This is a genomic window from Nocardia sp. NPDC050630 (assembly GCF_044457245.1).
Taxonomy (GTDB): Bacteria; Actinomycetota; Actinomycetes; order Mycobacteriales; family Mycobacteriaceae; genus Nocardia.
On record NZ_JBITGN010000030.1, the window covers coordinates 7,437 to 28,825 of the forward strand.

The 21,389-nt window shown below is 65.8% G+C and carries 25 protein-coding genes; 14 read left to right on the forward strand and 11 right to left on the reverse strand.

All coding sequences use genetic code 11. The features are described from left to right. Window positions 1-423: 423 nt before the first annotated feature. The 3 genes from ACIBG0_RS38475 to ACIBG0_RS38485 form a co-directional block, all read right to left on the reverse strand. Window positions 424-1,191: a glycerophosphodiester phosphodiesterase gene (locus tag ACIBG0_RS38475; protein WP_397039972.1), complete on the reverse strand. Its 768-nt coding sequence runs from the start codon at window positions 1,189-1,191 to the stop codon at window positions 424-426. Then, on the reverse strand, window positions 1,191-2,216 hold the full coding sequence (locus ACIBG0_RS38480; RefSeq protein ID WP_397039973.1) for a DUF4328 domain-containing protein: 1,026 nt from the start codon (window positions 2,214-2,216) through the stop codon (window positions 1,191-1,193). Before ACIBG0_RS38480 ends, ACIBG0_RS38475 begins: the two co-directional genes overlap by 1 nt. A gap of 94 nt (window positions 2,217-2,310) precedes the next feature. Continuing rightward, window positions 2,311-2,682, reverse strand: a complete 372-nt coding sequence (locus ACIBG0_RS38485; protein WP_397039975.1) for a rhodanese-like domain-containing protein — start codon at window positions 2,680-2,682, stop codon at window positions 2,311-2,313. Between the two features lie 527 nt (window positions 2,683-3,209). Here ACIBG0_RS38485 and ACIBG0_RS38490 point away from each other — a divergent pair. After that, window positions 3,210-3,821 carry a hypothetical protein gene (locus tag ACIBG0_RS38490; RefSeq protein WP_397039977.1) on the forward strand — a complete coding sequence of 204 codons (612 nt, stop codon included), beginning with the start codon at window positions 3,210-3,212 and terminating at the stop codon, window positions 3,819-3,821. Between the two features lie 43 nt (window positions 3,822-3,864). On the opposite strand, the gene msrA is transcribed toward ACIBG0_RS38490, so the two are convergent. Next, entirely contained in the window at window positions 3,865-4,572 is a 708-nt protein-coding gene (msrA, locus tag ACIBG0_RS38495; RefSeq protein WP_397040051.1) for a peptide-methionine (S)-S-oxide reductase MsrA, read from the reverse strand. 282 nt (window positions 4,573-4,854) lie between these two features. Between msrA and ACIBG0_RS38500 the strand changes: the two genes are divergently transcribed. The 3 genes from ACIBG0_RS38500 to ACIBG0_RS38510 all read left to right on the forward strand — a co-directional run bounded on the left by ACIBG0_RS38500 (window position 4,855) and on the right by ACIBG0_RS38510 (window position 7,440). Next, complete coding sequence (locus ACIBG0_RS38500; RefSeq protein WP_040685719.1) at window positions 4,855-5,478, forward strand: superoxide dismutase; 624 nt, start codon at window positions 4,855-4,857, stop codon at window positions 5,476-5,478. A 171-nt stretch (window positions 5,479-5,649) separates the two neighbouring features. Next, window positions 5,650-6,177 (forward strand): peptidase, encoded by a 528-nt coding sequence (locus tag ACIBG0_RS38505; protein ID WP_397039979.1) that lies wholly within the window; start codon window positions 5,650-5,652, stop codon window positions 6,175-6,177. Window positions 6,178-6,723: 546 nt separating this feature from the next. Then, the gene (locus tag ACIBG0_RS38510; protein WP_397039981.1) at window positions 6,724-7,440 is read left to right on the forward strand and encodes a TMEM165/GDT1 family protein; all 717 of its coding nucleotides are present in this window, start codon (window positions 6,724-6,726) and stop codon (window positions 7,438-7,440) included. 69 nt (window positions 7,441-7,509) lie between these two features. On the opposite strand, the gene ACIBG0_RS38515 is transcribed toward ACIBG0_RS38510, so the two are convergent. After that, window positions 7,510-8,181: a TetR/AcrR family transcriptional regulator gene (locus ACIBG0_RS38515; protein ID WP_397039983.1), complete on the reverse strand. Its 672-nt coding sequence runs from the start codon at window positions 8,179-8,181 to the stop codon at window positions 7,510-7,512. 35 nt (window positions 8,182-8,216) lie between these two features. Next, complete coding sequence (locus ACIBG0_RS38520) at window positions 8,217-9,104, reverse strand: SDR family NAD(P)-dependent oxidoreductase (RefSeq protein WP_397039985.1); 888 nt, start codon at window positions 9,102-9,104, stop codon at window positions 8,217-8,219. Between the two features lie 217 nt (window positions 9,105-9,321). Between ACIBG0_RS38520 and ACIBG0_RS38525 the strand changes: the two genes are divergently transcribed. Next, a complete protein-coding gene (locus ACIBG0_RS38525) occupies window positions 9,322-10,089 on the forward strand; it encodes an SDR family NAD(P)-dependent oxidoreductase (protein WP_397039987.1) in 768 nt (255 codons plus the stop codon). Window positions 10,090-10,139: 50 nt separating this feature from the next. Here ACIBG0_RS38525 and ACIBG0_RS38530 read toward each other — a convergent pair whose 3' ends face one another. The 4 genes from ACIBG0_RS38530 to ACIBG0_RS38545 all read right to left on the reverse strand — a co-directional run bounded on the left by ACIBG0_RS38530 (window position 10,140) and on the right by ACIBG0_RS38545 (window position 15,343). Beyond that, window positions 10,140-10,958 (reverse strand): class I SAM-dependent methyltransferase, encoded by an 819-nt coding sequence (locus tag ACIBG0_RS38530; protein WP_397039989.1) that lies wholly within the window; start codon window positions 10,956-10,958, stop codon window positions 10,140-10,142. Between the two features lie 91 nt (window positions 10,959-11,049). Next, on the reverse strand, window positions 11,050-11,532 hold the full coding sequence (locus tag ACIBG0_RS38535) for a GNAT family N-acetyltransferase (RefSeq protein ID WP_397039991.1): 483 nt from the start codon (window positions 11,530-11,532) through the stop codon (window positions 11,050-11,052). A gap of 160 nt (window positions 11,533-11,692) precedes the next feature. Continuing rightward, complete coding sequence (htpG, locus tag ACIBG0_RS38540) at window positions 11,693-13,648, reverse strand: molecular chaperone HtpG (protein WP_397039992.1); 1,956 nt, start codon at window positions 13,646-13,648, stop codon at window positions 11,693-11,695. Window positions 13,649-13,669: 21 nt separating this feature from the next. Next, window positions 13,670-15,343, reverse strand: a complete 1,674-nt coding sequence (locus tag ACIBG0_RS38545) for a TM0106 family RecB-like putative nuclease (RefSeq protein ID WP_397040053.1) — start codon at window positions 15,341-15,343, stop codon at window positions 13,670-13,672. Between the two features lie 400 nt (window positions 15,344-15,743). On the opposite strand from ACIBG0_RS38545, the gene ACIBG0_RS38550 reads away from it, so the two are divergent. From ACIBG0_RS38550 to rraA, 9 genes are all read left to right on the forward strand, one after another. Further along, window positions 15,744-16,394 (forward strand): DUF6474 family protein, encoded by a 651-nt coding sequence (locus ACIBG0_RS38550; RefSeq protein WP_397039994.1) that lies wholly within the window; start codon window positions 15,744-15,746, stop codon window positions 16,392-16,394. A gap of 8 nt (window positions 16,395-16,402) precedes the next feature. After that, entirely contained in the window at window positions 16,403-16,942 is a 540-nt protein-coding gene (locus ACIBG0_RS38555) for a hypothetical protein (protein WP_397039995.1), read from the forward strand. A gap of 41 nt (window positions 16,943-16,983) precedes the next feature. Next, window positions 16,984-17,643: a YcnI family protein gene (locus ACIBG0_RS38560; protein WP_397039997.1), complete on the forward strand. Its 660-nt coding sequence runs from the start codon at window positions 16,984-16,986 to the stop codon at window positions 17,641-17,643. Further along, window positions 17,640-18,194 carry a copper resistance protein CopC gene (locus tag ACIBG0_RS38565; RefSeq protein WP_397039998.1) on the forward strand — a complete coding sequence of 185 codons (555 nt, stop codon included), beginning with the start codon at window positions 17,640-17,642 and terminating at the stop codon, window positions 18,192-18,194. Before ACIBG0_RS38560 ends, ACIBG0_RS38565 begins: the two co-directional genes overlap by 4 nt. 22 nt (window positions 18,195-18,216) lie before the next feature. After that, window positions 18,217-19,146, forward strand: a complete 930-nt coding sequence (locus ACIBG0_RS38570) for a CopD family protein (protein WP_397040054.1) — start codon at window positions 18,217-18,219, stop codon at window positions 19,144-19,146. 47 nt (window positions 19,147-19,193) lie between these two features. Further along, window positions 19,194-19,652: an SRPBCC family protein gene (locus tag ACIBG0_RS38575; protein ID WP_397039999.1), complete on the forward strand. Its 459-nt coding sequence runs from the start codon at window positions 19,194-19,196 to the stop codon at window positions 19,650-19,652. Between the two features lie 44 nt (window positions 19,653-19,696). Further along, complete coding sequence (locus ACIBG0_RS38580; RefSeq protein ID WP_397040001.1) at window positions 19,697-20,077, forward strand: DUF5313 family protein; 381 nt, start codon at window positions 19,697-19,699, stop codon at window positions 20,075-20,077. A gap of 63 nt (window positions 20,078-20,140) precedes the next feature. After that, complete coding sequence (locus ACIBG0_RS38585) at window positions 20,141-20,506, forward strand: DUF5313 family protein (protein ID WP_397040002.1); 366 nt, start codon at window positions 20,141-20,143, stop codon at window positions 20,504-20,506. 117 nt (window positions 20,507-20,623) lie between these two features. Continuing rightward, window positions 20,624-21,112 carry a ribonuclease E activity regulator RraA gene (gene rraA, locus ACIBG0_RS38590; RefSeq protein WP_397040004.1) on the forward strand — a complete coding sequence of 163 codons (489 nt, stop codon included), beginning with the start codon at window positions 20,624-20,626 and terminating at the stop codon, window positions 21,110-21,112. Between the two features lie 4 nt (window positions 21,113-21,116). On the opposite strand, the gene ACIBG0_RS38595 is transcribed toward rraA, so the two are convergent. Then, window positions 21,117-21,338 (reverse strand): RNA-binding S4 domain-containing protein, encoded by a 222-nt coding sequence (locus tag ACIBG0_RS38595; protein ID WP_397040006.1) that lies wholly within the window; start codon window positions 21,336-21,338, stop codon window positions 21,117-21,119. Between the last annotated feature and the right edge of the window lie 51 nt (window positions 21,339-21,389).

Genomic DNA, 21,389 nt, shown 5'->3' on the forward strand with positions numbered 1-21,389 from the left:
CGAGCCGTCGAGACTCGCGACTTCGTCGCATGCGCTTCGACGGCTCGGACGCGAGACGGGCCGCGAACTCCTCGCTCGTAAGACTCGCTCCGTTGTGGCTGATGATGGCGGGGACGTTCAGCACCTGATGCAGACGCGCAGCAAGGGCGAGCCCCGCGACTGCGCATGCGTTTGGACGACTCGGATCCGGGCGGACCGCGAACGAATCATTCGTAAGAATCGCACCGTTGGGATCGGTGATAGCGGGGCGTTCGGCACCTAGTGCGCAGGTGCTGGATGGTGGAGACTCTGACTTCGTCGCATGCGCTTCGATCGTTCGGACGCGAGACGGGCCGCGAACTCCTCGCTCGTAACCCGCGCTGCGTCGTGGTCGCCCCAGCAGGTTGTTCGGCCTCGCTCGCCCAGTGGTGGAACCGATTCGACTCAGGCGGGCGCGAGCAGGGCCTTCGTGCGGGCCGGGTGGTTGGTCGCGACCCAGCTGACGCCCAGGTCGGCGCACAGGCGCACATCGTCGGGATCTTCAACCGTCCAGCAGTAGGTGGCGCGGCCAGCGGCGGCAGCCTTGTCTACGAGGTCCGGATGGTCGCGCAGAGTTTTCACCGAGGGACCGACGGCGGTCGCGCCGACCGTGGTCGCGGCGCTGCCGCCCAGGTAGCGCGATGATTCGCCGAGCAGGACCGTCGGCAGCAGCGGTGCCGAACGTCGGATGCGCCAGACCGCGGTGGCCGCGAAAGACATGACGACGGCGCGGGAGTGATCGGCGGAGGCCGGGGTGGCGATGCCGAAGCGCTGGAGTTCGGCGAGTAGCTTGTTCTCCACCAGCGCGCCGTAGCGCACCGGATGTTTGGTCTCGATGAAGAGCTTGGTCGGCCTGCTACGCCAATCGAGTACCAGCTCGATCAGTTCGCTGAGGGTGAGTACCGCGGCGGGTTTGCCATCGGCACCGAAATCGAGTTCCTTGAGCTCGTCCAGGGTCATTTCGCTGACCAGTCCGGTGCCCGAGGAGGTCCGATCGACGGTGCGGTCGTGCACGCAGACCAGATGGCCGTCCCTGGTCAGCCGGACATCACACTCCACGCCATCGGCGCCCTCTTGCAGCGCTAGCTCATACGCGGCGAGCGTATGTTCTGGGCGCGCCGCCGACGCTCCCCGGTGCGCGACGACGAATGGTGCGCGACTGCCCTGGCTCACTAGGCCGAAACCTCCTCATGCTCACGGTGCGGTGTACTTGTTTCAAGCGCGACGGGCTGCTTCGACGCGCCGCCACCCGGCTGCACCGGTTCGATGACGGGCACTGCGGGATCGACGGCGATCACCCACCGGCGCGCGATCCTGGTGCGGCCGAACAGATCACGACCAGTCATCGATCGATGTACCCAGAGAGTCAGCACCGCGACCCCGGCCGCGACCAGATCGGTGAACGCGGTGAACAGCACACCGTCCGCCTTGGCCTGCAGCGTATCCGCGGTCCGCCACAGCAAGGTCGCCACCGTACAGCCCGCGCCGAGCACCCAGCCCACCCACCAGATGCGCACGGCCCGCAACGTCCGCGGATCCGGCCGCACGGCTACCGCCTCAGTGAGAAAAACACCGGGCCACAACAGATTCACCACCGGTATCAGACAACCGAGCGCGAGCGTCCGGACCAACCGCGGGTCGCGGCGGCCGACCGCGGCGAAGGCGGCCCGACGCGTTTCGATCAACCAGCCGAGCATCGCGATCGCGGTGATCAACCCGAGTGCCAGGCCGACCAATGCAGAAAGCCACACCATGGCATCGGAGATGTGCAGCAGCCACGACGGAATCAGTCGGGTGCGGTTGCGCAGCAGGATCAGATAGCGCCCGAGTTCGGCGCAGGCGGCGACCGCGAAAACCGTCGCGGTCGCGATGAGCAGCACACCGGCCCGATTGGTCAGCCGATCCAGCCGACGTTGTGGCGCAGACGCAGACTCGACCGGCGGATCCAGCAGGCCCCAACGTGGAATCTCCCGGTAGCGCGGTGCTTCCACGGGTGGCCGCGGTCGAGATGAACTCAGTTTGCGGCTGCGCTGATCGGGGCGGCGCGCCACCCATCGGTAATTGCGCCGCTCGGCGGGGGCATCTATGGGCGCCGGTGACAACAGCACGCCACGGCAGCGCGGGCACCAGTGCATGGGGGTCGTCTGCACGGCCCAGCGCGCGCCACAGCGCGCACAAGGTTGCACCACCGTACTCACGGTGTCTCCTTTGCGGCATGCCAGGGCCCTTCGTGGTTACGCAGGCTGCCGCCTCCGGGCCTGACGTTCATGCCGCGTGCCTCGCTCTCTTGCCTCAGTAGATCTTCGCCTGGTGATCGCCGTCGGCGACCAATGGTCGACCGGCCCGCTGCCACGCCACCATGCCACCGCTGACATTGACCGCGTCGTATCCGATGTGCGCCAGGTACTTGACCACCTCGATCGAGCGGCCACCCTGGCGGCAGACCACATACAGCTGGGCGTCGTAATCGAGCTCGTCGACCCGTGCCGGCACGTCGGCCATCGGAATGTGGATCGCGCCCGGCGCGTGTCCGAGCTGCCATTCGTCGTCCTCGCGCACGTCGAGCAGAATCGCCGCCGGAGCGTCCGCGGCGACACGCTCGGTCTTATCGAATTCGTCCGGGACGGCTTCCACCGGCACCGACGACACTTCGGGGCTCGTCACGCTTCGATCCTGCCATGGGTGGCGCAGCGCGGGGGAGTTCCGGCCCCGCTACGCCGGTGCACCACGGGCACTTCACGGCCTCGACATCGGCACGTTACCTCGGGTATGTTCTGTGCTTCTGGTTCCTGTCCGATGCCCCGCTCCGGGGCCGCTTGTGCATACCTCGGTCGAAGTTATCCACATAATCCACAAGTTGATCCACAGGGCGCAGCTATCAAGCAGCACACTGCTCATGAGCATCAGATATCCAGCAGATGCCGATCTACATGGGATGATGCACTAAGTCCGGAATCAGGTAGGCAATCCCAGGAGATTGCTGGAGGAGTCGCGGTACGAACGACCGATCCGGGACTCCCCTCCTTGCCATCCCGGAGCGGTCATTCGCCGCTGCTTCGGGATCTGAGGCTGTGCAGTCCCGATATCTACTTGGACGCCGCCCATCGCCGATCGGTTCCAAAAAAATTCGAGAACACCAGCGAATAACTGAAATACCGGGTTCGGGCGGGTGCTGTCGGTAGCCTGGGCGCATGGACGTGAGCAGGGGGCTACTCGACGGAATGGATACGACAGCACTCAACACAGCACTCTCGGAGGCCACATGCCTAGGCGTGGCGGTCGATACCGCGAATGCGCGACTGAGCCTCGACCTGGAGGTATTGACGCTTCCGGCCGAGGGACCCGCGCCCGAGGACTACCGCGTGAAGTTGACCTTCACCGGTGTCAGTCGAGTCGCGGCATCGCTGCGCATTCAGGAGTGGGACGATGTGGCGGCCAGGGTGCTGCCGCTACAGCTGGACAATCTGGACGCGGCCATCCGTAGCTTCGGCGGCGGTCGACTGCACGGCTGGGAGTTCATCGATGTGGACGACAGTGGCTGGGTGCACTGGGGTGAACTACTCAGCTTCGACACCCAGATCGACTCGCACGCCGCCACGCACGTACTGGAGTTCTCCCAGGAGGAGGGCATCGACCCGCGCGAACTCGACGTGCGAGTGTGGTTCGACGACATCACTATTCACGACGCCAACGGCGCCGAGATCCCGCTGAAGGAATTCATCGCGGGCGGGGTGCGCTGGTGGAAGGCGCATGACGAGGGCGATCCGCGGACTATGCGCGCCGGAATCGTGCCGCAGCTGTAGTCACGCGACCCGCACGCCCGGTCACCGGGTGTGCGGGTCGTGTTCAGGCGCCCAATCCGACCGGGCAGCTGACGCCGGTGGCGTGCACCGGGCAGTAGCCGTCGGGATTCTTGGCCAGATACTGCTGGTGATAGCTCTCGGCGTAGAAGAACTCGGGCAGCGCCCGCAACGGATCCGTGCCGCCCTGACCCGGCAGTTCGTTGATCCCCGTGGTGATCTCGCCGTAGCCCGCGGCGGCCAGCCGTTCGCCGAAGGCCTGCGCGGTGCTGTGGGCGAGCTGCTTCTGCGTCGCGTCGACGGTGAAGATCGCCGAACGGTACTGGGTGCCGCGATCGTTGCCCTGGCGCATGCCCTGGGTCGGATCGTGGTTCTCCCAGAATTGGCGCAGCACACCGGCGTAGTCGATGACGTTGGGATCGAAGACGATCAGCACGGCTTCGGCATGGCCGGTGCGCCCGCTACAGACCTCTTCATAAGTCGGGTTCCGGGTGTAACCCCCGATGTACCCCACCGCCGTGGTGAAGACACCGTCGAGTTGCCAGAACTCCTTCTCGGCACCCCAGAAGCAACCCATGGCCAACACCGCGATCTGCAGACCGTCCGGAAACGGCGGATGGATCGGCCGACCGTGCACATGATGGGTATCCGATACCAGCAGCGGGTCGAGACGACCGGGCAACGCTTGCTCCGGCTGCACCATCAGTGGCTCGGGAAGACGAATTCGTCCAACTAGTTCGTCGTACCAGGACATGATGCTCACCGTCTCTCCGCCGTCTTCAGGCCATCCGAGTCGAGTGCCGCACGGCCCGGTCTCAGGTGCTGCGTAGGAAGCCTGGCCGACTTTCGGGCGCACCGGGCGAGTTACCCATGTACTCACGAAATCAGTCGTACCGTCAGTTGTCCAGCGCACCGCGCAAGTCCCCAGCGGAATGTGGGGGCAAGAAGCGCGGTTGCCAACGAGCGGGTGTACGAATGATGGTTGGGTGTGTTCGAGACGGCGAGCACACACGGCCCGACATTAGGAAGGGACATCGTGGCTGAGTACACGTTGCCAGATCTGGATTACGACTACAGCGCCCTGGAGCCCCATATCTCTGGGCAGATCAACGAGATTCATCATTCCAAGCACCATGCTGCCTATGTCGCCGGCGTCAACACCGCACTGGAGAAGCTCGAGGCCGCACGCGAGGCGGGCGACCACGGCGCCATCTTCTTGAACGAGAAGAACCTGGCCTTCCACCTGGGCGGTCACGTCAACCACTCCATCTGGTGGAAGAACCTCTCCCCCAACGGCGGAGACAAGCCGGTCGGCGAGTTGGCCGCCGCGATCGACGACCAGTTCGGTTCGTTCGACAAGTTCCGTGCCCAATTCACCGCCGCGGCCAACGGCCTGCAGGGCTCCGGCTGGGCGGTGCTCGGCTATGACACCCTCGGCCAGAAGCTGCTGACCTTCCAGCTCTACGACCAGCAGGCCAATGTGCCGCTCGGCATCATCCCGCTGCTGCAGGTCGACATGTGGGAGCACGCCTTCTACCTGCAGTACAAGAACGTCAAGGCGGACTACGTGACCGCGTTCTGGAACGTGGTCAACTGGGAGGACGTGCAGGAGCGCTTCGCGCGCGCCGTCGGCCAGGCCAAGGGCCTGATCTTCGGCTGAGCACTTCCCGCCTCCGAGCCCGCGAACCGACACGGTTCGCGGGCTCGTTGCTTTATCGTGTCCGATTAGCACTCTTTGGTACTTGTGTGCCAACTGAGTTTTGGCGCATCCTCGAGAATCCACAGTTCGAGGACGGGCAAAGCCGCCCCCGGTTAGCTCACGGGAGGCATCATGAATACGAACGGACCCATCGGCATCACGCCGTTCCAGGCCCGCGGATCGCTGCGGGGGTTCGTCATCTCCGGACGTTGGCCCGACACCACCAGGGAATGGGCACAGGTATTGGTGCTCGCGGTGCGGGTCGCCTCATATCCGGGGCTGCTGACCACCTCGACCGTCTTCGGTGTGCGCGAGGAGCTACCGGATGATCCTGCGCCCGGCACCGTCGGGCTGGTCCTCGCCGAGGGGCCGGTGCTCGGTGATGAGGCGCTCGAACCCGGCCGGTTCGCCGATCATGTGCCACCGGCGCTGTTGATGCTGCATCCGCCCTCGGAGACCCGGCCGTCGCTGCCGGAATGTGTGGGTGTGGCATCGGGTTGTGTGCTGCTGCCCGGCGTACCGCATCTGGGGTTGGAGCATCGGGCGGCGTGGGCCGAGGCCGAATCCGACGGCACGGTCACCTCTTTGGTGAGCCGAGTTGGTCTGGACCCGATCAGTGACCCCGATACCGCAGTACTGGCCATGCTGCTGGCGGCCTGATCTCGCAGCCGCGCACGGCCAGTGATGACCGCACAGTTCGGAAAGGGGCCTGGCTCGTGCCACGGCATGTGATGGGGCCGATCTAGTGGGACTGGCATTGACCTTGCCACTTGCGATCGCCTTGATCGTCGCCCTGGTCGCGCACCGGTTCTCTGTGGCAGCCCACGGAATGCCGACCGGCGTGCGCCCAACCGTGCTGATTGCCGAGGACTAGCTCACTTCTGGATAAGAGTGGGCTGCCAGACCTGTCAGGGCACCCGAAAATCCGGGGTTGGGCCGCCAAACTTATTGTGCGCATTGCGATTTCGATTACAGCGGCTTGGCGTGCGTGCGCCTGCGGGGTACAGTCGATGGCAGCGAAGGGGAGTAGCCCGCAATCGCGCTGTCGACATACTGGCCCGCCGCCTCACGAGGGCGCGGACCCGGCCGCGTGAACCGGCGCAGATCCGGTGGGCGAGACCTTCGGCCGAGACAACCATTTCGTTGTCGGCCGGAGGCGTATCCGATCTCCCGGCCGACAGGCCGGAGCCCGGGAGTACACACCACATGATCGCGACGATATTGCTGAGCGTCGGAATCGTCTTTCTCGCCGAACTGGGCGATAAGTCCCAGCTGATGGCGCTGACGTTCGCGTTGCGCTATCGCTGGTGGGTGGTGCTCGGCGGCATTGCCACCGCGAGTGCGGCGGTGCATCTGATCTCGGTCGGCGTCGGCTATTTCCTCGGTGCCGCGCTGCCCACCCGAGCCATCGCCCTGGTCGCCGCACTGACCTTCCTGGCCGTCGGCTTGTGGACGCTGCGCGAACATTTCGGCAGCGATGATGAAGCGGCTGAACCCAAGCCGCCACGCGCTACGACCGCGCCGTTCCTCGTGGTCCTGTCCGCCTTCCTGCTCGCCGAACTCGGCGACCGGACCATGTTCGCCACTGCTGCCCTGGCCACCGATAACAGTTGGGTGGGCGTTTGGGTCGGCTCCACCATCGGCATGGTCGCCGCCGATGCCCTCGCCATCGCCGCGGGCATCCTGGTCGGCAAACATCTCCCGGAACATGTCATCGGCATCGGCTCCGGTCTGCTGTTCCTCTACTTCGGTACCGCGAGCCTGCTCGCCGCCACGCTCCCCGACCTCGGCATCGGCACCGGCGGCGCACTGGCCATCCTCGCACCGGCCGCCGCAGGCATTGCCCTGCTGATTCGATCACGCCGCACTCGGCGCAATTCGGAACCCGTCGCGGTAGCTGAACCCGTCGAAGAGCTGCGCTGATCGCTCCGGCCCGTACGCAGCATGGCCTCGCCGCATTGATCGCCGTATTCGAACACGACCGTTGCCGGCTCAGGCACGTACTCGCGCCTGACGCATCGCCTCGCCGTAGAGGTCGCCGCTGCGGCGGACCAGGTCGATCAGGGGTTCACGAAGGGATCGCAGGCCGGGGAGGTCGTCGACGGCTATGCGGGCGGTGACCATGGCGCTGACGGCGGCGGCGAGGGTCTGGCAGGCGAAGCGCTGTTGGTCGGTGCGGGCGTCGAGGACGTCCGCGATCATCGCGACGAAGGATTCCTGCAGTTGGGCGCGACGGGCGACCGCCTTCGAGCCCACCGCGTAGACCTCGACGAGGTAGAGGCGGGCGTATGCGGGTTCGGCGATCAGCACGTCGAAGTAGGCCTCGAGGATACGACCCATCCGGTCCGGATCGGCCGGGTTGGCCGAGTCCCGCGCATCGCCGCTGATCGCATTCGAGATATTCGAGATCAGCAGGTCGACGGCCCGCTCGTAGGCGGCCTCGAAACAATCCTGTTTGGAACGGAACTGCTCGTAGAAGGTCTCGCGGGAAACACCGGCCCGCTTCAGGATGGCCGCGACCGAGGTACCGACGTATCCGTTCTCGACCATCGCCTCGGCCATCGCGCTCAAAATCCGCTCACGCTGCGAGGCGATCACCTCCTCCCTCGGCAGGCCGTGTCGCCCCCGTGGGAGTTGGCGTGCGCTGCTGGCGGATTCGGTCATTCAGTGGCTCCGAAGGTCGGGCGGGCGTTATCCGGCTATGCCGGTCGCTCCATTTTGCGGGGCCTGGCCGGTTGGTCTGTGGTGAAGGGCGCATCTTCGGTCCGCGCGATCTCCAGCGCCCGCGCCACCCCGCGGCGCAGCGCGATATCGATGACGCGCTGTGCGATCGGCCGGAACGGCAACGCCACCGCTACCCACCATGGCGATACCACCTGACGTTTGCGCCGGGCGATGGCACGCTCGACCGCATCGATCGCGGGACCGAGCGGTGCGACGCCGGACACCGTGGACCGGCCGAGAATGGCGCGCGCGGCGGCAGTACCGAAGCCGCGCGTGGTCATATCGGTATCGAGTTCGGCGAAATACGCGACACCTACCTTCGCACCGGTATGCCTGACCTCGTGCCGAAATGTATTGCCGAGCGCCTCCACTCCGGCCTTCGAGGCGCTGTATGCCCCAGCCAACGGCAGATTCACCGCCGCCGCAAGTGACGAAATGACCAGCGCGTATCCATTCGGATGACAGATGTGCGGTCCGGCGGCGCGCAGCGTGTAGTACACGCCGAGCACATTGACCGCCAGCGTCTCCTCGATGACCGCCGGATCGCCGCCGAGCAGCGCCAATTGTTTGGCGATCCCGGCATTGGCCACCACCACATCCAGCCCACCGAGTTCGGTGACCAGCGTGCTCACCACCCGCTCCACCTGCCCGTGATCGGCGATATCGCAGTAACGCCACGGTGCGTCCCCGCATTCGCGCGCCACCTCCGCGAGCAGGTCCGCCTCCAGCCCGAGCAGGGCTACCTTCGCCCCTTTCGCATGCAACTGCCGCGCCAATGCGGCCCCGATGCCGCGCGCCGCGCCGGTGATCAGAATCCGGCGCCCGCTGACAGACGCGGCGGAAAACAGCTGCCGACCAGTCACCTGGCTACCAACCCTGATCGAGTCGCTCCGCGATGCTGCATAGCTGCGACGATACCAGCCGCGAACACATATGTTCGCAAATAATTTTCCGTTTATCGGGCCGTGCTATATGCAGCGGATATCGGGTGCGAGGGAGCCGTGATGGGCCTCTCACACGCCACCGGTTAGGGTGCAATTGACGAAGGGCCAACTGGCTGTCACGAACGAGAGGACCATCGTGGAGATTTCGGGTTCCGCCGCCATCATCACCGGAGGCGCATCCGGCCTCGGCGCCGCCACTGCCAAGCGTTTCGCCGATCTGGGCGCGACCGTCTTCGGACTCGACGTACCTCAATCCATCGAGCGCGCCGGGGACAACGTGCCCGACGGCGTCACCCTGATCCCCGCCGACGTCACCAGCAACGACGAGGTTTCCGCCGCGGTCGCGCAGGTCGTCGAATCCGGTGCGCCGCTGCGCATCGTGGTCAACTGCGCCGGTGTCGGCTGGGCCGGGCGCATCCTGTCCAAGAACGGCCCGCACGATCTGGAACTGTTCCGCACCGTCATCACTGTCAACCTGCTCGGCACCTTCAATGTGATGCGCCTGGCCGCCGACGCGATCGCCAAGACCGACGCCGTCGACGAATACGGCCAGCGCGGCGTGATCATCAATACCGCTTCGGTCGCCGCATTCGAGGGTCAGATCGGTCAGATCGCGTACTCGGCCTCCAAGGGCGGCGTGCACGGGATGACCGTCCCGGCCGCGCGTGACCTTGCCCAGTTCGGCATCCGCGTGAACACCATCGCCCCCGGCATCATCGACACCCCGATGCTCGCCGGTGTCACCGACGAATACCGCAAGGGCCTCGAGGCGGGTGTGCCGTTCCCGTCGCGCCTCGGCCGTCCGGACGAGTACGCGCAGCTGTCGCAGTACATCGTCGAGCACGACTACCTCAACGGCGAGACCATCCGCATGGACGGCGCCCTGCGCATGGCCCCCCGCTAATCACTTGTCACGCTGGGCTCCTGTGGAGCCCAGCGTTTTTGTGACTTGGCTCAGGAGGTCGGTTTGTGGCCGATGCCGAGGAATGCCGTGGTGGCCAGAGGTTTGTTCGGGCGGTAGTTGACGGCGAGATAGGCGCGCATGAGGGCGACGCGTTCGGCCCAGACCTCCTCGCCGACGGTGCGGCGCATGAGCAGCAGTGGGGCACTGCTGCGCGCCATGGTCTCCCACATCTCGTCAACATCGGCGAAACTCAGTGTGCTGGTATGGCGTTGGATGCTCACCCCGGCGAAGCCCGCGGTGCGCATCTCGGTCGCGAAGACCTCCGGATTTTCCAAAGTGAGGAAGTTGGGTTGGGGTTCGGAGATGGTCGGATCCGCGGCGGCGAAGGCGCCGAACATCAGTCGCATGAGCGTCGACTCGGCCACCGGCGCCCAACTCGACACCACGGCGGCGGCACCGGGACGCAGTACCCGGAACAATTCGGCGAAGCCCTTGGCCCGATCCGGGAAGAACATCAGCCCGAACATCGAGAAACCGGCATCGAAGCTCGCGTCGTCGAACGGCAGCGCCTGCCCGTCCCCCACCCGCGCGTCGATATTGGTCAGCCCGGCGGCGCGGGCATCCTCGGTGAGTCGCTGGATCATCGGCTCGGAGAAGTCGATGGCCGATACCCGCGCCACCTGTTCGGCGGCGGGCAGACTCAGCGTGCCCGGCCCCGCCGCCACATCGACCACATGTGATTGCGCCGAAAGACCGGCGAGTTCGAGGGCATGGGCGGAGAAGGGCGCCATGATCGCGGGTCCGAATTCGGCATATCCGTCGGCGACTAGATCCCACGGTTCGGCGGCGGCAAGCGGGTTACCAGACATCAGCTGACGATCCTTTCGACCGTCCAAGGCTAACCGGGCGATGCCTCCGGAACCTATCGACCCCGGCCGAACACGTTGTGCGCGAAGGAGATCAGATTTTGCGTTCGAAGGTGATCATGTGATGTCCGGGTCCGTTGTAGTCACGCACCGGTCCGGCGACCGTGAAGCCGAGGTGCCGGTGGAAGCCGATCGACTCGTCATTGCCAGGCGAGGTGATCGCCTTCACGATATGGCGGTCATTTGCCCTGGCTATCGCGAAGAACCGCTCGTAGAGCTCACGCGCGAGGCCGCTCTTGCGGGACTGCGGATCGACGCCGACGAAGTGGATGTAGGCCTCATCGGATTCCGACGGCGAGAGGAAGCCGATCAGGAAGCCCGCCAGCCAGTCGGTCGGTTCCCGCCGCCCGGCCCCGGGCACCTCGGCGACCAGGCTGGTTCGATAGAAATGATCGAGGAACAACCTGGGCAGGTGCGTTAACACCGAGCGCCCCCACCAATCATCGATAACGGTGGCGATGGCGTCGTAGTCATCGGCACGTGCGGCCCGAATGACCGGTCCGTTCGCATTCGGCACGTTAGCTAGCCCGCCTCCCCGCATATTCAAGCCAGATCAAGTGCCACGATAGTCGCGTTGGCGTTGCGGGTCGTCGCAGACCTGGTGAGCGGCTCACACAGGTTGGAACCTATGTGAGCCGCTCACTGGTTATGTGTCCCCACTCTTCGCAGGTCGACCTTCAGAGCGTGCGGGTCAGGCGCTCGGTGAGGATCTGGGCGAAGCGGGCCGGATCCTTGAGTTCGCCGCCCTCGGCGAGAACCGCAGTGCCGTAGAGCAATTCGGCGGTCTCGGTGAGTTCGGGAACCTTACCCGCGTCGGCGTCGTCCTTGCGGGTGTCGTAGGCGTCGCGCAGGCCGGTGACCAGCGGGTGGGTCGGATTGAGCTCGAGGATCCGCTTGGACTCGGGGACCAGCTGACCGGAGGCGCGGTACATGCGCTCCAGCATCGGGGTGAAGTCGAAGACATCACCGACGAGGCAGGCCGGCGAGGTGGTGAGCCGGTTGGTCAGGCGCACCTCCTTGACGTTTTCCAGAGTCTTGCCGAGCCAGCCGAGCAGTTCGGCGAAGTCCTTGTCCTGCTGTTCGCGCAGCGATTCGGTGGCCTTCTTCTCTTCCTCGGTCTCCAGATCGACCTCGCCCTTGGCGATGGACTGCAAGGGCTTGCCATCGAATTCGGTGACCGAACCGACCCACATCTCGTCGACCGGATCGGTCAGGATCAGCACCTCGCGGCCCTTGGCCTTGAAGGCCTCCATGTGCGGGGAGCTTTCCACCTGCTGACGGGTCTCGCCGGTCATGTAGTAGATGGCGTCCTGGCCGTCCTTCATCCGCTCGACGTAGGCCGCGAGGGAGGTCAGCTCGTCCTCGGAGTTGGTCGAGGCGAACGAGGACACCTGCAGCAGCGTCTCGCGGTTGTCGAAGTCCGAGAGCAGGCCCTCCTTGAGGACACGCCCGAACTCCTTCCAGAACGTCTGGTACTTCTCCTGATCTTCGGCACCCTGCAGTTCCTTGACCGTCGAGAGCACCTTCTTCACCAGGCGCTTGCGAATCATCTGGATCTGCCGGTCCTGTTGCAGAATCTCGCGGGAGACATTGAGCGAAAGATCCTGCGCGTCCACCACCCCCTTGACGAAGCGCAGGTATTCCGGCATCAGCTCTTCGCAGTTGTCCATGATGAACACCCGCTTGACGTAGAGCTGCACGCCGCGCTTGTGCTCACGGGTGAACAGATCGAACGGCGCGTGCGAGGGAATGAACAGCAGCGCTTGGTACTCGAAAGTACCCTCGGCCTTCATCGGGATGATCTCCAGCGGATCGTCCCAGCCGTGGCTGACGTGCTTGTAGAACTCCTTGTACTCCTCGTCGCTGACCTCGCTCTTGGGGCGGGTCCACAGCGCCTTCATGGAGTTGAGCGTCTGCTCCTCGAGAATTGTCTTCTCGGTCTTCTCCTCGCCCTCCCCCTCGGTGACGGTCCGCTCGACCTGCATGCGGATCGGCCAGGCGATGAAGTCGGAGTACTTCTTGACGATCTCGCGGAGCTTCCACTCCAGGGTGTAGTCGAAGAGGTGGTCGTCCTCGTCCGGGGTCTTGAGGTGCAGTGAGACGGCGGTGCCCTGCGGGGCCTCGTCGAGGGTTTCGATGGTGTAGGTCGAGCTGCCCGCGGCCGACTCCCAACGGGTCCCCTCCGTCTCGCCGGCCTTGCGCGTGGTCAGGGTGACCTTGTCGGCGACCATGAAGGTCGAATAGAAGCCGATACCGAACTGGCCGATCAGCTCCTCGGCGGCTGCCTCGGATTTGGCCTCGTTCAGCTTCTTGCGCAGCTCCGCGGTGCCGGATTTGGCCAGTGTGCCGATCAGATCGACCACCTCGGCGCGGGACATGCCAATGCCGTTATCCCTGACCGTCAGGATCCGGTTGTCCTTGTCGACCGCCAGCTCGATATGCAGATCGGCGGTGTCGACGTGCAGATCCTTGTCGCGGAAGGACTCCAGCCGCAGCTTGTCCAGCGCGTCGGAGGCGTTCGAGATCAGCTCCCGCAGGAACGTGTCCTTGTTGGAGTAGACCGAATGGATCATCAGCTCGAGCAGCTGATGGGTTTCTGCCTGGAACTCGAGTTGTTCGACGTGCTCTGTCACGTCGCGATGGTACCGCTGCGCCTATCCGACATCCGCCGACATCTGCCCGAAGTCGGCGAGTCCGGGCACTTCGATGTCGGCACGGTGCGGATCATCGGCCCGTGTGGGCCGTGGATGCATCCATTCGCGCAGGACCATGGTGGCCCGCACATCGTCCTCGTTGTACTCCAGCAGCCGGGTGCGCTGGCTCGGATCGGGTTCGCCCTCGTAGCCGACGGCCAGCCGATACCAGCTCATCGACGCCTCGCCGCCCGCCTCCGGATCGCGCCAGGAGAATCCGGCCACCGGCGCGATCTTCTTGAGCCCCTTGCCATTCGGGCAGATGAACTGATCGGAGACGGCCTGGAACATATCGACCCACTGCGGTCCGTCGACGAAGGCGCGGACCTGCTCGACCGTCGGCACCCCGGGCCGCCCCGCGAACCGGCGCGCCGATTCGTAGAGCCACTTGTCCTCTGCTGTGCGCGAATAGCAGTACGCGGCGAAGGTTTTCCCGGAGGCGACGGCCTCGGCACGGACGGTCATCAGCCAGGTCCAGAATTCGCCGAAGGAGCGGCCCTCATCCTCGGTGGGCAGCGGATCCCAGGTGACGAACGGGCGGTACACGCCGTCGAGCAGCGTGCCCCAGAGGTATGCGCCGTACTCCTGAAAGCTCTCCAGATCGACATCCACCTCGACATCGGCACGACGCACCCAGACCCGCTCGACCCGGCGCACCAGTGGTGCACCCGCGAGCCACGCGCGTGCGGTCACCACCGCCTCGTCGAAGGGGCCGTGCTGCCAGTCCTCCGGATCGTCGCCGACCCAGGCGGCCAGATCGTCGATGGTCTCGACACCGTGACCGCGCAGCACCTCGGCACGGGAACCGGGCGCGACCAAGCTCACGTCCCGATGTTCGATCAGCCAGCCCTCGCAGCTTTGACCAGCGACCCGCGCCTCGTCGGCGGGCGCTTTGCGCGCCCACCACGGGCACTGGCGGCATTCGGGCACCTTCGACGGAACCGTCGGCAATTCCCCGCGCACCACCGCGATTCGATCGGCGTAGCGCCGGTCGTAATCGGCGAGCAGCGGGCCGAGATCGTGCACCAGAATGCGGTCGAAGTGGTAGCCGATCACGCCACCGACCAGCGCCGGACTGGCCAACCCGTGCCGCTGCAGCATCCGGTACAGATGCGCGAGCCGTTGTTGATCGCGGGGCTGCGGGCGCAGTTTGCGATGCGGATCCGGTTGCGGATCCCAGTGATACGGATCCGAGGTGGTCGGGTGGAAATCGGCCGGTTCGGGCTGACGCGGATCGGTGACCTTGTGATTGACCACTATGACCGGAATGTAGCCGCCGCGATCGTGATCGCGCAGCAGGATCTCCGAGCCGCCGCGGCGGCCGGTATCCGGTTCCTGCGGCAGCAGTCCGCCCCAGATGTGTTGCGCGCCTTCGGCACACGCGCGCATAGTGGCCGCGGCCCGCTCCCCCGCGCGCAGCGTCGGATCGATCACCACCCAGTTGTCCGGATCCGCGGCGATCAGCGCCTCACGCACCCGGGTTCGATGCGCGGAGGCGGCCTCCCGGCGCTGCCGGACCCCGGCATCCTCGATCACCCCGGTCAGCAGGGCCGGATGGGCGGCGTTCAAATGCAAGCGGTGCCGACACCCGATCAACGCTCTGGCATCGACGAACGCGGTCGGCTCAGCGGGCATCGGCGCAGCGCTCGGCTCGGTCTGCCGCTCGTCGGCTACGCCTTCGTGATTGCGACCCTCGCGGTCACCGCTGCCCGAATACACATAGGCAGTATGGTCCAGACCCCTGACAACTCCGTGATCGCATGACGCGACGTCGCGTAGTACACCCTGAAGCCGCGTGGTACACGTGCGGGCCGCGTGATAGACCTATGCACTGGTAGTCCTGCAACGGAATGATTCAATATCACTCAACCCGTTCGGAGCGAGTCTTACGAGCGACGTTCGCGGCCCGTCTCGCGTTCGAGTCGTCGAAGTGCATGCGCCGCAGGCGCGAGTCTCGACGGCTCGGACGCGAGACACCAGGGGCCGCGAGCACGCAGCGCCGCAGGCGCTGCAAATCAGACATAGGAGGGCCTCGATGGGGTTGTTCACGAAGCGCAAGCGGCGGCCGAGCCGCAGGGCCGAGGCGAAGGCTCTCAAGCACAAGGCCGCCATGGAGGCGAAACTCGGCGCCAAGAACGACCGCAAGGCCCGCCGCGCGGAGGCCCGCACCCAGAGCAAGGTCGCCAAGGCGCAGATCGCCGCATTGCAGGCCGAGGAGAAGGCCGCACTCAAGGTGGCCGCCAAGGCTGAGCGGGATCCGTTCACCGCGAGCCAGGTCCGCAAGTACCTCGGTGTCGCCCGGGTGCTGGTGCCTGTGCTCGCACCGCTGGCCTACCGCGCCGCGACCTACATCCGCGGGCAGATCGACACCCGTCGGGCGCATCAGCTCGGCATCGGCGTCGAACAGCTCGGCGATTTCAGTGGTCACGGCGGTCGGCTGCAGGCGCGGATCTCCAATACCGAAGCCGCCCTCGACAAGATCGGCACGCAGTCCAACGACAAGGCGAGCAAGGGCGAGACCCAGAAATTCGTCGCAGCCACCCAAGATCGACTCGGCAATCTGACCGCCGCGATTCGGACCGCGGAGCAGATGCCGGCGCCGCGCCGTCGCGCCGTGCACGCGTCGATCTCGAGCGAGCTGTCCGGGATCGAGGCAGACGTCTTGGCGCGCCTCGGCGTCAGCTGATCCACCCGATGTCTTCCGGCCAGCCCTCTGGCAGTCCGCGTGGCTGTCTGGTCGGCGGCATGGTCGGTGCGCTCGCCATCGCCGCACACGGTGCGGCCGGTGGCGGATTTCCGGATTCGACCGAATCCGCTCTGCTGCTGCTTGTTTCGGCGTTGTCGGGTTGGGCCGCGGGGCGGCTCCGGCAGCGCAGCGACCGCCGGTGGGCCGTACTCGGTGCGCTCGCGCTCGGACAGCTCGCTGGGCATGCGGTGCTATCCGGGTTGATCGACCACACCCACACCCATACCGGCGCACCGCAACTCGAGCCGTATCTGCCCTCGGGCTGGATGTTGTCGGCGCACCTGATCGCAACGCTCGGCTGCGTTGCACTGATCCTGCTGGCCGAGCGGCTCTATGCGATGGCGTCCAGCGTCATTCGCGCGGTTTTCGCCAACGGATCACCGCTCGTGCTCGCCAGCCCGGTTCGCTGGTCCGATCCACTTCCGCGGCGCTACCGCTTTCATCCGAACGGCGCGATCGGTCCGCGCGCGCCACCGGTGTCGGCCTGACCCGCCACACCCAAACTCCTTCGGACAGAAAGCACTTCATCATGCGTACGCAGATCACGCGCGCCTGCACGGCCGTGGCCGCCGCCGGTTTCGTTCTCCTCGCGGGCGGCACCGCCTCCGCACATGTCACCGCCGACGCACCCGGCGCGACACAGGGTGACTACTCGGTGGTCACCTTCAAGGTCCCGACCGAATCGGAAACCGCGAACACCACCGCGCTCACCGTCGCCCTGCCCAACCTCAAGAGCGCCCGCACCGAACCCATTCCGGGTTGGAGTTCCAAGGTCGACCGCAATGACAAGGCCGAGGCGACCTCGGTCACCTGGACCGTCGATCCCGGCATGCCCGGCGTGCGTCCCGGCCAGTTCCAGCGCTTCGTCCTCTCGGTCGGGCCGCTTCCGACCCAGGACGAGGTCAGCTTCCCGGCCACCCAGACCTACAGCGACGGCAAGGTCGTCAAGTGGGATCAGCCCATGGGCGCGGACGGTTCCGAACCCGAACATCCGGCACCGACGCTCACCCTCGCGGCGGCCACCGGCGACGGCCATGACGGCCACCACGTCGGCGGTTCGGCTGCCGCCCAGGAGAAGTCGAAGGACACCGACAACACCGCGCGCTGGCTCGGCGGCATCGGTCTCGCACTCGGACTGCTCGGCGTCGCGCTCGGGCTCGGCAATGTGATCCGCGGACGCCGGGCATGAGTGCCACCGCCATGCGTCGCATGGTCGCCGGGCTGGTCGCGGGCCTGCTCTTGCTGAGCATGGGCGCGCTCGCGGCCGGAACGGCGGCGGCCCATTCCACGCCGGTCAGCAGCGTGCCCGCCGACGGCACGAGCATCGAAACCGGTCCGGAGCGTGTGAGCATCACCTTCAACGAGCCACTGCAGGAAAGCTTTCCGGCACTCACCGTGGTGGGGCCGGACGGGAATCTGTGGTCCAAGGGCGATCCGAAGGTGGATGGTCCCACCGTGAGTGTCGCGGTCGGCGAACTCGGCCCGACCGGCGTCTACAAGATCGGCTACCGAGTCACCTCCGCCGACGGCCACCCGGTCAAGGGCGAGCGGACCTTCACCCTGACCAAGGCGGGCAACGGTACCCCGGGCCCGAAGGCCGACGCCAAGAACAACTCCGCGGGTGGTGACGATTCCAACGGAATTCCGCTGTGGGTCTTCATCATCGGCGCGGTCGTCCTGTTCGGCGGTGGCCTGGCCTTCGCCCTGTTCGGCGGCAGGAGCCGCAAATCGCCACGGTGAGAAGGGCACACGGGTGAACAAGGTGCAGCCGACGACCGGCGGCGGAAATGCGCAAGCTCTGCTGCTGGTCGTCCCGGCCGGGCTGCTCGGGGTGGCGCTCGCGCTGATCCTGGCGGTCCCGGCTCCCGCACAGACCGAGAGCGTCATCCGGGTGCTCGCGGACTGCACCGGGGCGACGGTGCTCGGGCTGGCCGCATTGCCCCGGTTGCACGATCGACTGCGGCCGCCGTGGCGAATGCTCGCGGTACTGGCCGGGATCTGGTGTGTCACCGAATTCACGGTGCTCGCCTTCGAGGCGGCCGCCGTAGTCGGCGTGCCCATTGGCGAGCTCAGTGCTGGGCAGTTCGGTAATTTCCTGGTCGAGATCAGCGCCGGGCAGGTCGGCATCGCGGTGCTGATCGGCAGCGGTGCGGTCGCCTGCTATTCGGCGATGGCGTTCCGGCGGCCGGAGACCGCATCCGCGGATCTGGTGCTGGTCTTCACCGCGGTGTCGTTGGCGTTGCGGCCGATCACCGGGCATATGTCGCAGCAGACTTTCGGCTCGGTGCTCGCGGCGGTGCACGCGCTGGCGGCGGCGTCCTGGTTCGGACTGCTGGTCGCGCTGGTACTGGTGGTGCGCACCCGGGGTGAGTGGGCGGTGGCGCTGCCCAGGTACTCAGCGGTGGCGCTGCCACTGGTCGGGATTGTCGCGGTCACCGGCGTGGTCAACGGGTTGGTGCGGGTCGGCGGGATCGCCGCGTTCGGGACGACCGGATACGGCCGCATTCTCCTCGCGAAAACCCTTGTGCTGGTTGGGCTGCTGGCGCTGGGCTGGTGGTGGCGCCGGAGCTGGGTACCGCAGGCGACGGGACATCGCATGTCTGCCGAATCCTCGCTGCGGCGCGCGGTCATCGAGGTAGCGGTGATGGCGGTGGCCTTCGGACTGGCGGCCACCCTGGCGGTCACAGCCTGACGCTTGCAAATGCAAGCACCCGCCGGGAACCCGTTACAGTTGTGCCCATGACCGAGGTGAAGATCGTCGAGGACTGTGTGGCGTCTGCCGAAACAGCCTTCGCGTATGTCAACGACTACCGGAATTTGTCGCGTTTCATCACCGAGGTCCAGGACTTCACGCCGATCACCGACCAGATCGAGGGCGTCGGCGCGACCTTCGACGGCACCATCAAACTCGGTCCCGCCTCGTTGCATTCGCGTCTGCGCGTCGTGCGGTGGGAGCAGAACTACGCGATCGCGGTGAAGTCGATCAAGGGCTTCGAGATCGAATCAACCTTCCTGTTCCACGCCAAGGGCACCGATAGCTGCACGGTCGACGCCATTGTCGACTATCGCGTGCCCGGCGGAATCGCGGGCAAGGTGCTCGGCAAGACCATCGAGCCGTTTGTGAAGATCGCGGTCAAGCACTCCACGCACAACCTGACCACCCAGATCGCCGAATTCCACGCCAGCGGAAAGGGCTAGCCGGAACTTGTCCTGGTCGGTCCCGCCGGAGGATGCTTGGCACCATGGCCGACCGAACAACACCGACATTTCCGCAGCGCATCGCCTACATCTGCGGACGCACGCTGCCGCGGTCGATGTCGGCGTGGGTACTCGAGGACCTCACCGGCCCCGGTGCGGCACGGCGCTATCTGATGCGCTTCCTCATTCCGATGATTCCGGTCCTGAGTCTGTTCCTGCTGGTGCCGGGACCGAAATGGATGGGGCTGGCAATGATGGCGCTGCTGTATCTGCCACTGATCTATTTCACCGCGGCACTGATGTATGTGTATCGCAGGGCGCGTCTGGTCAAGCATGGCCTCGATCCGGCATTGGCCGACTCCGCGTCCAGCGAGCGCGCCGAAACCGAGCGGCTGGCCTACGAACGCCGCCACGGTCGCGCCTGATTTCGGCTGCCGAATATTCGCCGAACCTGGCGGTGACGCATCTCACGGGCATAGCCTGAACATATGAAACGCCCCACGATAGGCCAGCGGATCTCTTACGATCTCGGCCGCGAGCTCCCCGAGGAGCTGCACGAGTGGGTCATCCACGACCTCGTCGGGCACGGGGCCGAGGTGCGCTATCTCGTCCGGTTCATCGTTCCATTCATCCCACTCTTGCTGGTCCCGCTGCTGTTCCCCGGGCCGATCGCGCTGAAGATCGGCGTGATCATCATGATGCTCGTGCCGCTGGTCGTGTTCACCGTGGCGCGCAGCTATGTCTGGCGCCGCTATCGGATGAGGCAGCACGGCCTCGATCCGCAATGGATCGACCACAACAAGATGCGCGAAACCGAGCGAATCAAGTACGAGATGCATTACGGGCACCGCTAGCGAACTGCTTGCAGGTCGCTCGAAAGGATCAGCCCGCCGACGCCACAAATCCAGCAGCCCGGCAGACCAGGTGGTCCGTTCGGAGTCGACTGCGGCCCGAACTCTAAGCTGGCACCCGTGACCGAATCGCAAAAGACCATTGCTACCGCGGATCTCGCCGACGAAATCGGCCCCGAAATCCGTAGCTGCGATACGCAGTTCATCCAGTTCGGCGGGCGCGCGGAGTTCTCCGGGCGCATCACAACGATCCGCTGCTTCCAGGACAACCTGCTGGTCAAGCAGACGCTGAGCGAGCCGGGCAACGGCGGCGTGCTCGTCGTCGACGGCGGCGCCAGCGTGCACACCGCACTGGTCGGCGACATTATCGCCGGACGTGGTGTGGCCAACGGCTGGTCCGGCGTCATCGTCAACGGTGCGGTGCGCGACTCGGCCATCCTGCGCACGCTCGATATCGGCATCAAGGCGCTGGGCACCAACCCGCGCAAGAGCACCCAGACGGGCAGCGGCGAGCGCGATGTCCCCGTCGAATTCGGCGGTGTCAGCTTCGTGCCAGGCGAAATGCTCTACAGCGACCACGACGGCATTGTGGTCCGTGCCGAAGACTGAGCGACTAGACCGCGGCTACCCTGGCCTTGTGACCGGCGATGGCCACAATGTCGCCGACATGCAATTGCCGGCCGCGACGCAGTTCCACCTCCTCGTTCACCCGTACCAGACCCGCGGCGATCACGGTCTTGGCCTCCGATCCGGAATCGATCAGATTGGCCAGCTTGAGGAACTGACCGAGTCGAATGACGTCGTCATCGATCGGCACATCGACTGCATCGGACATGGGATACATCCTTACTCCGTCGCCGTCGAACCGGAAATCCCGCCCCCACCC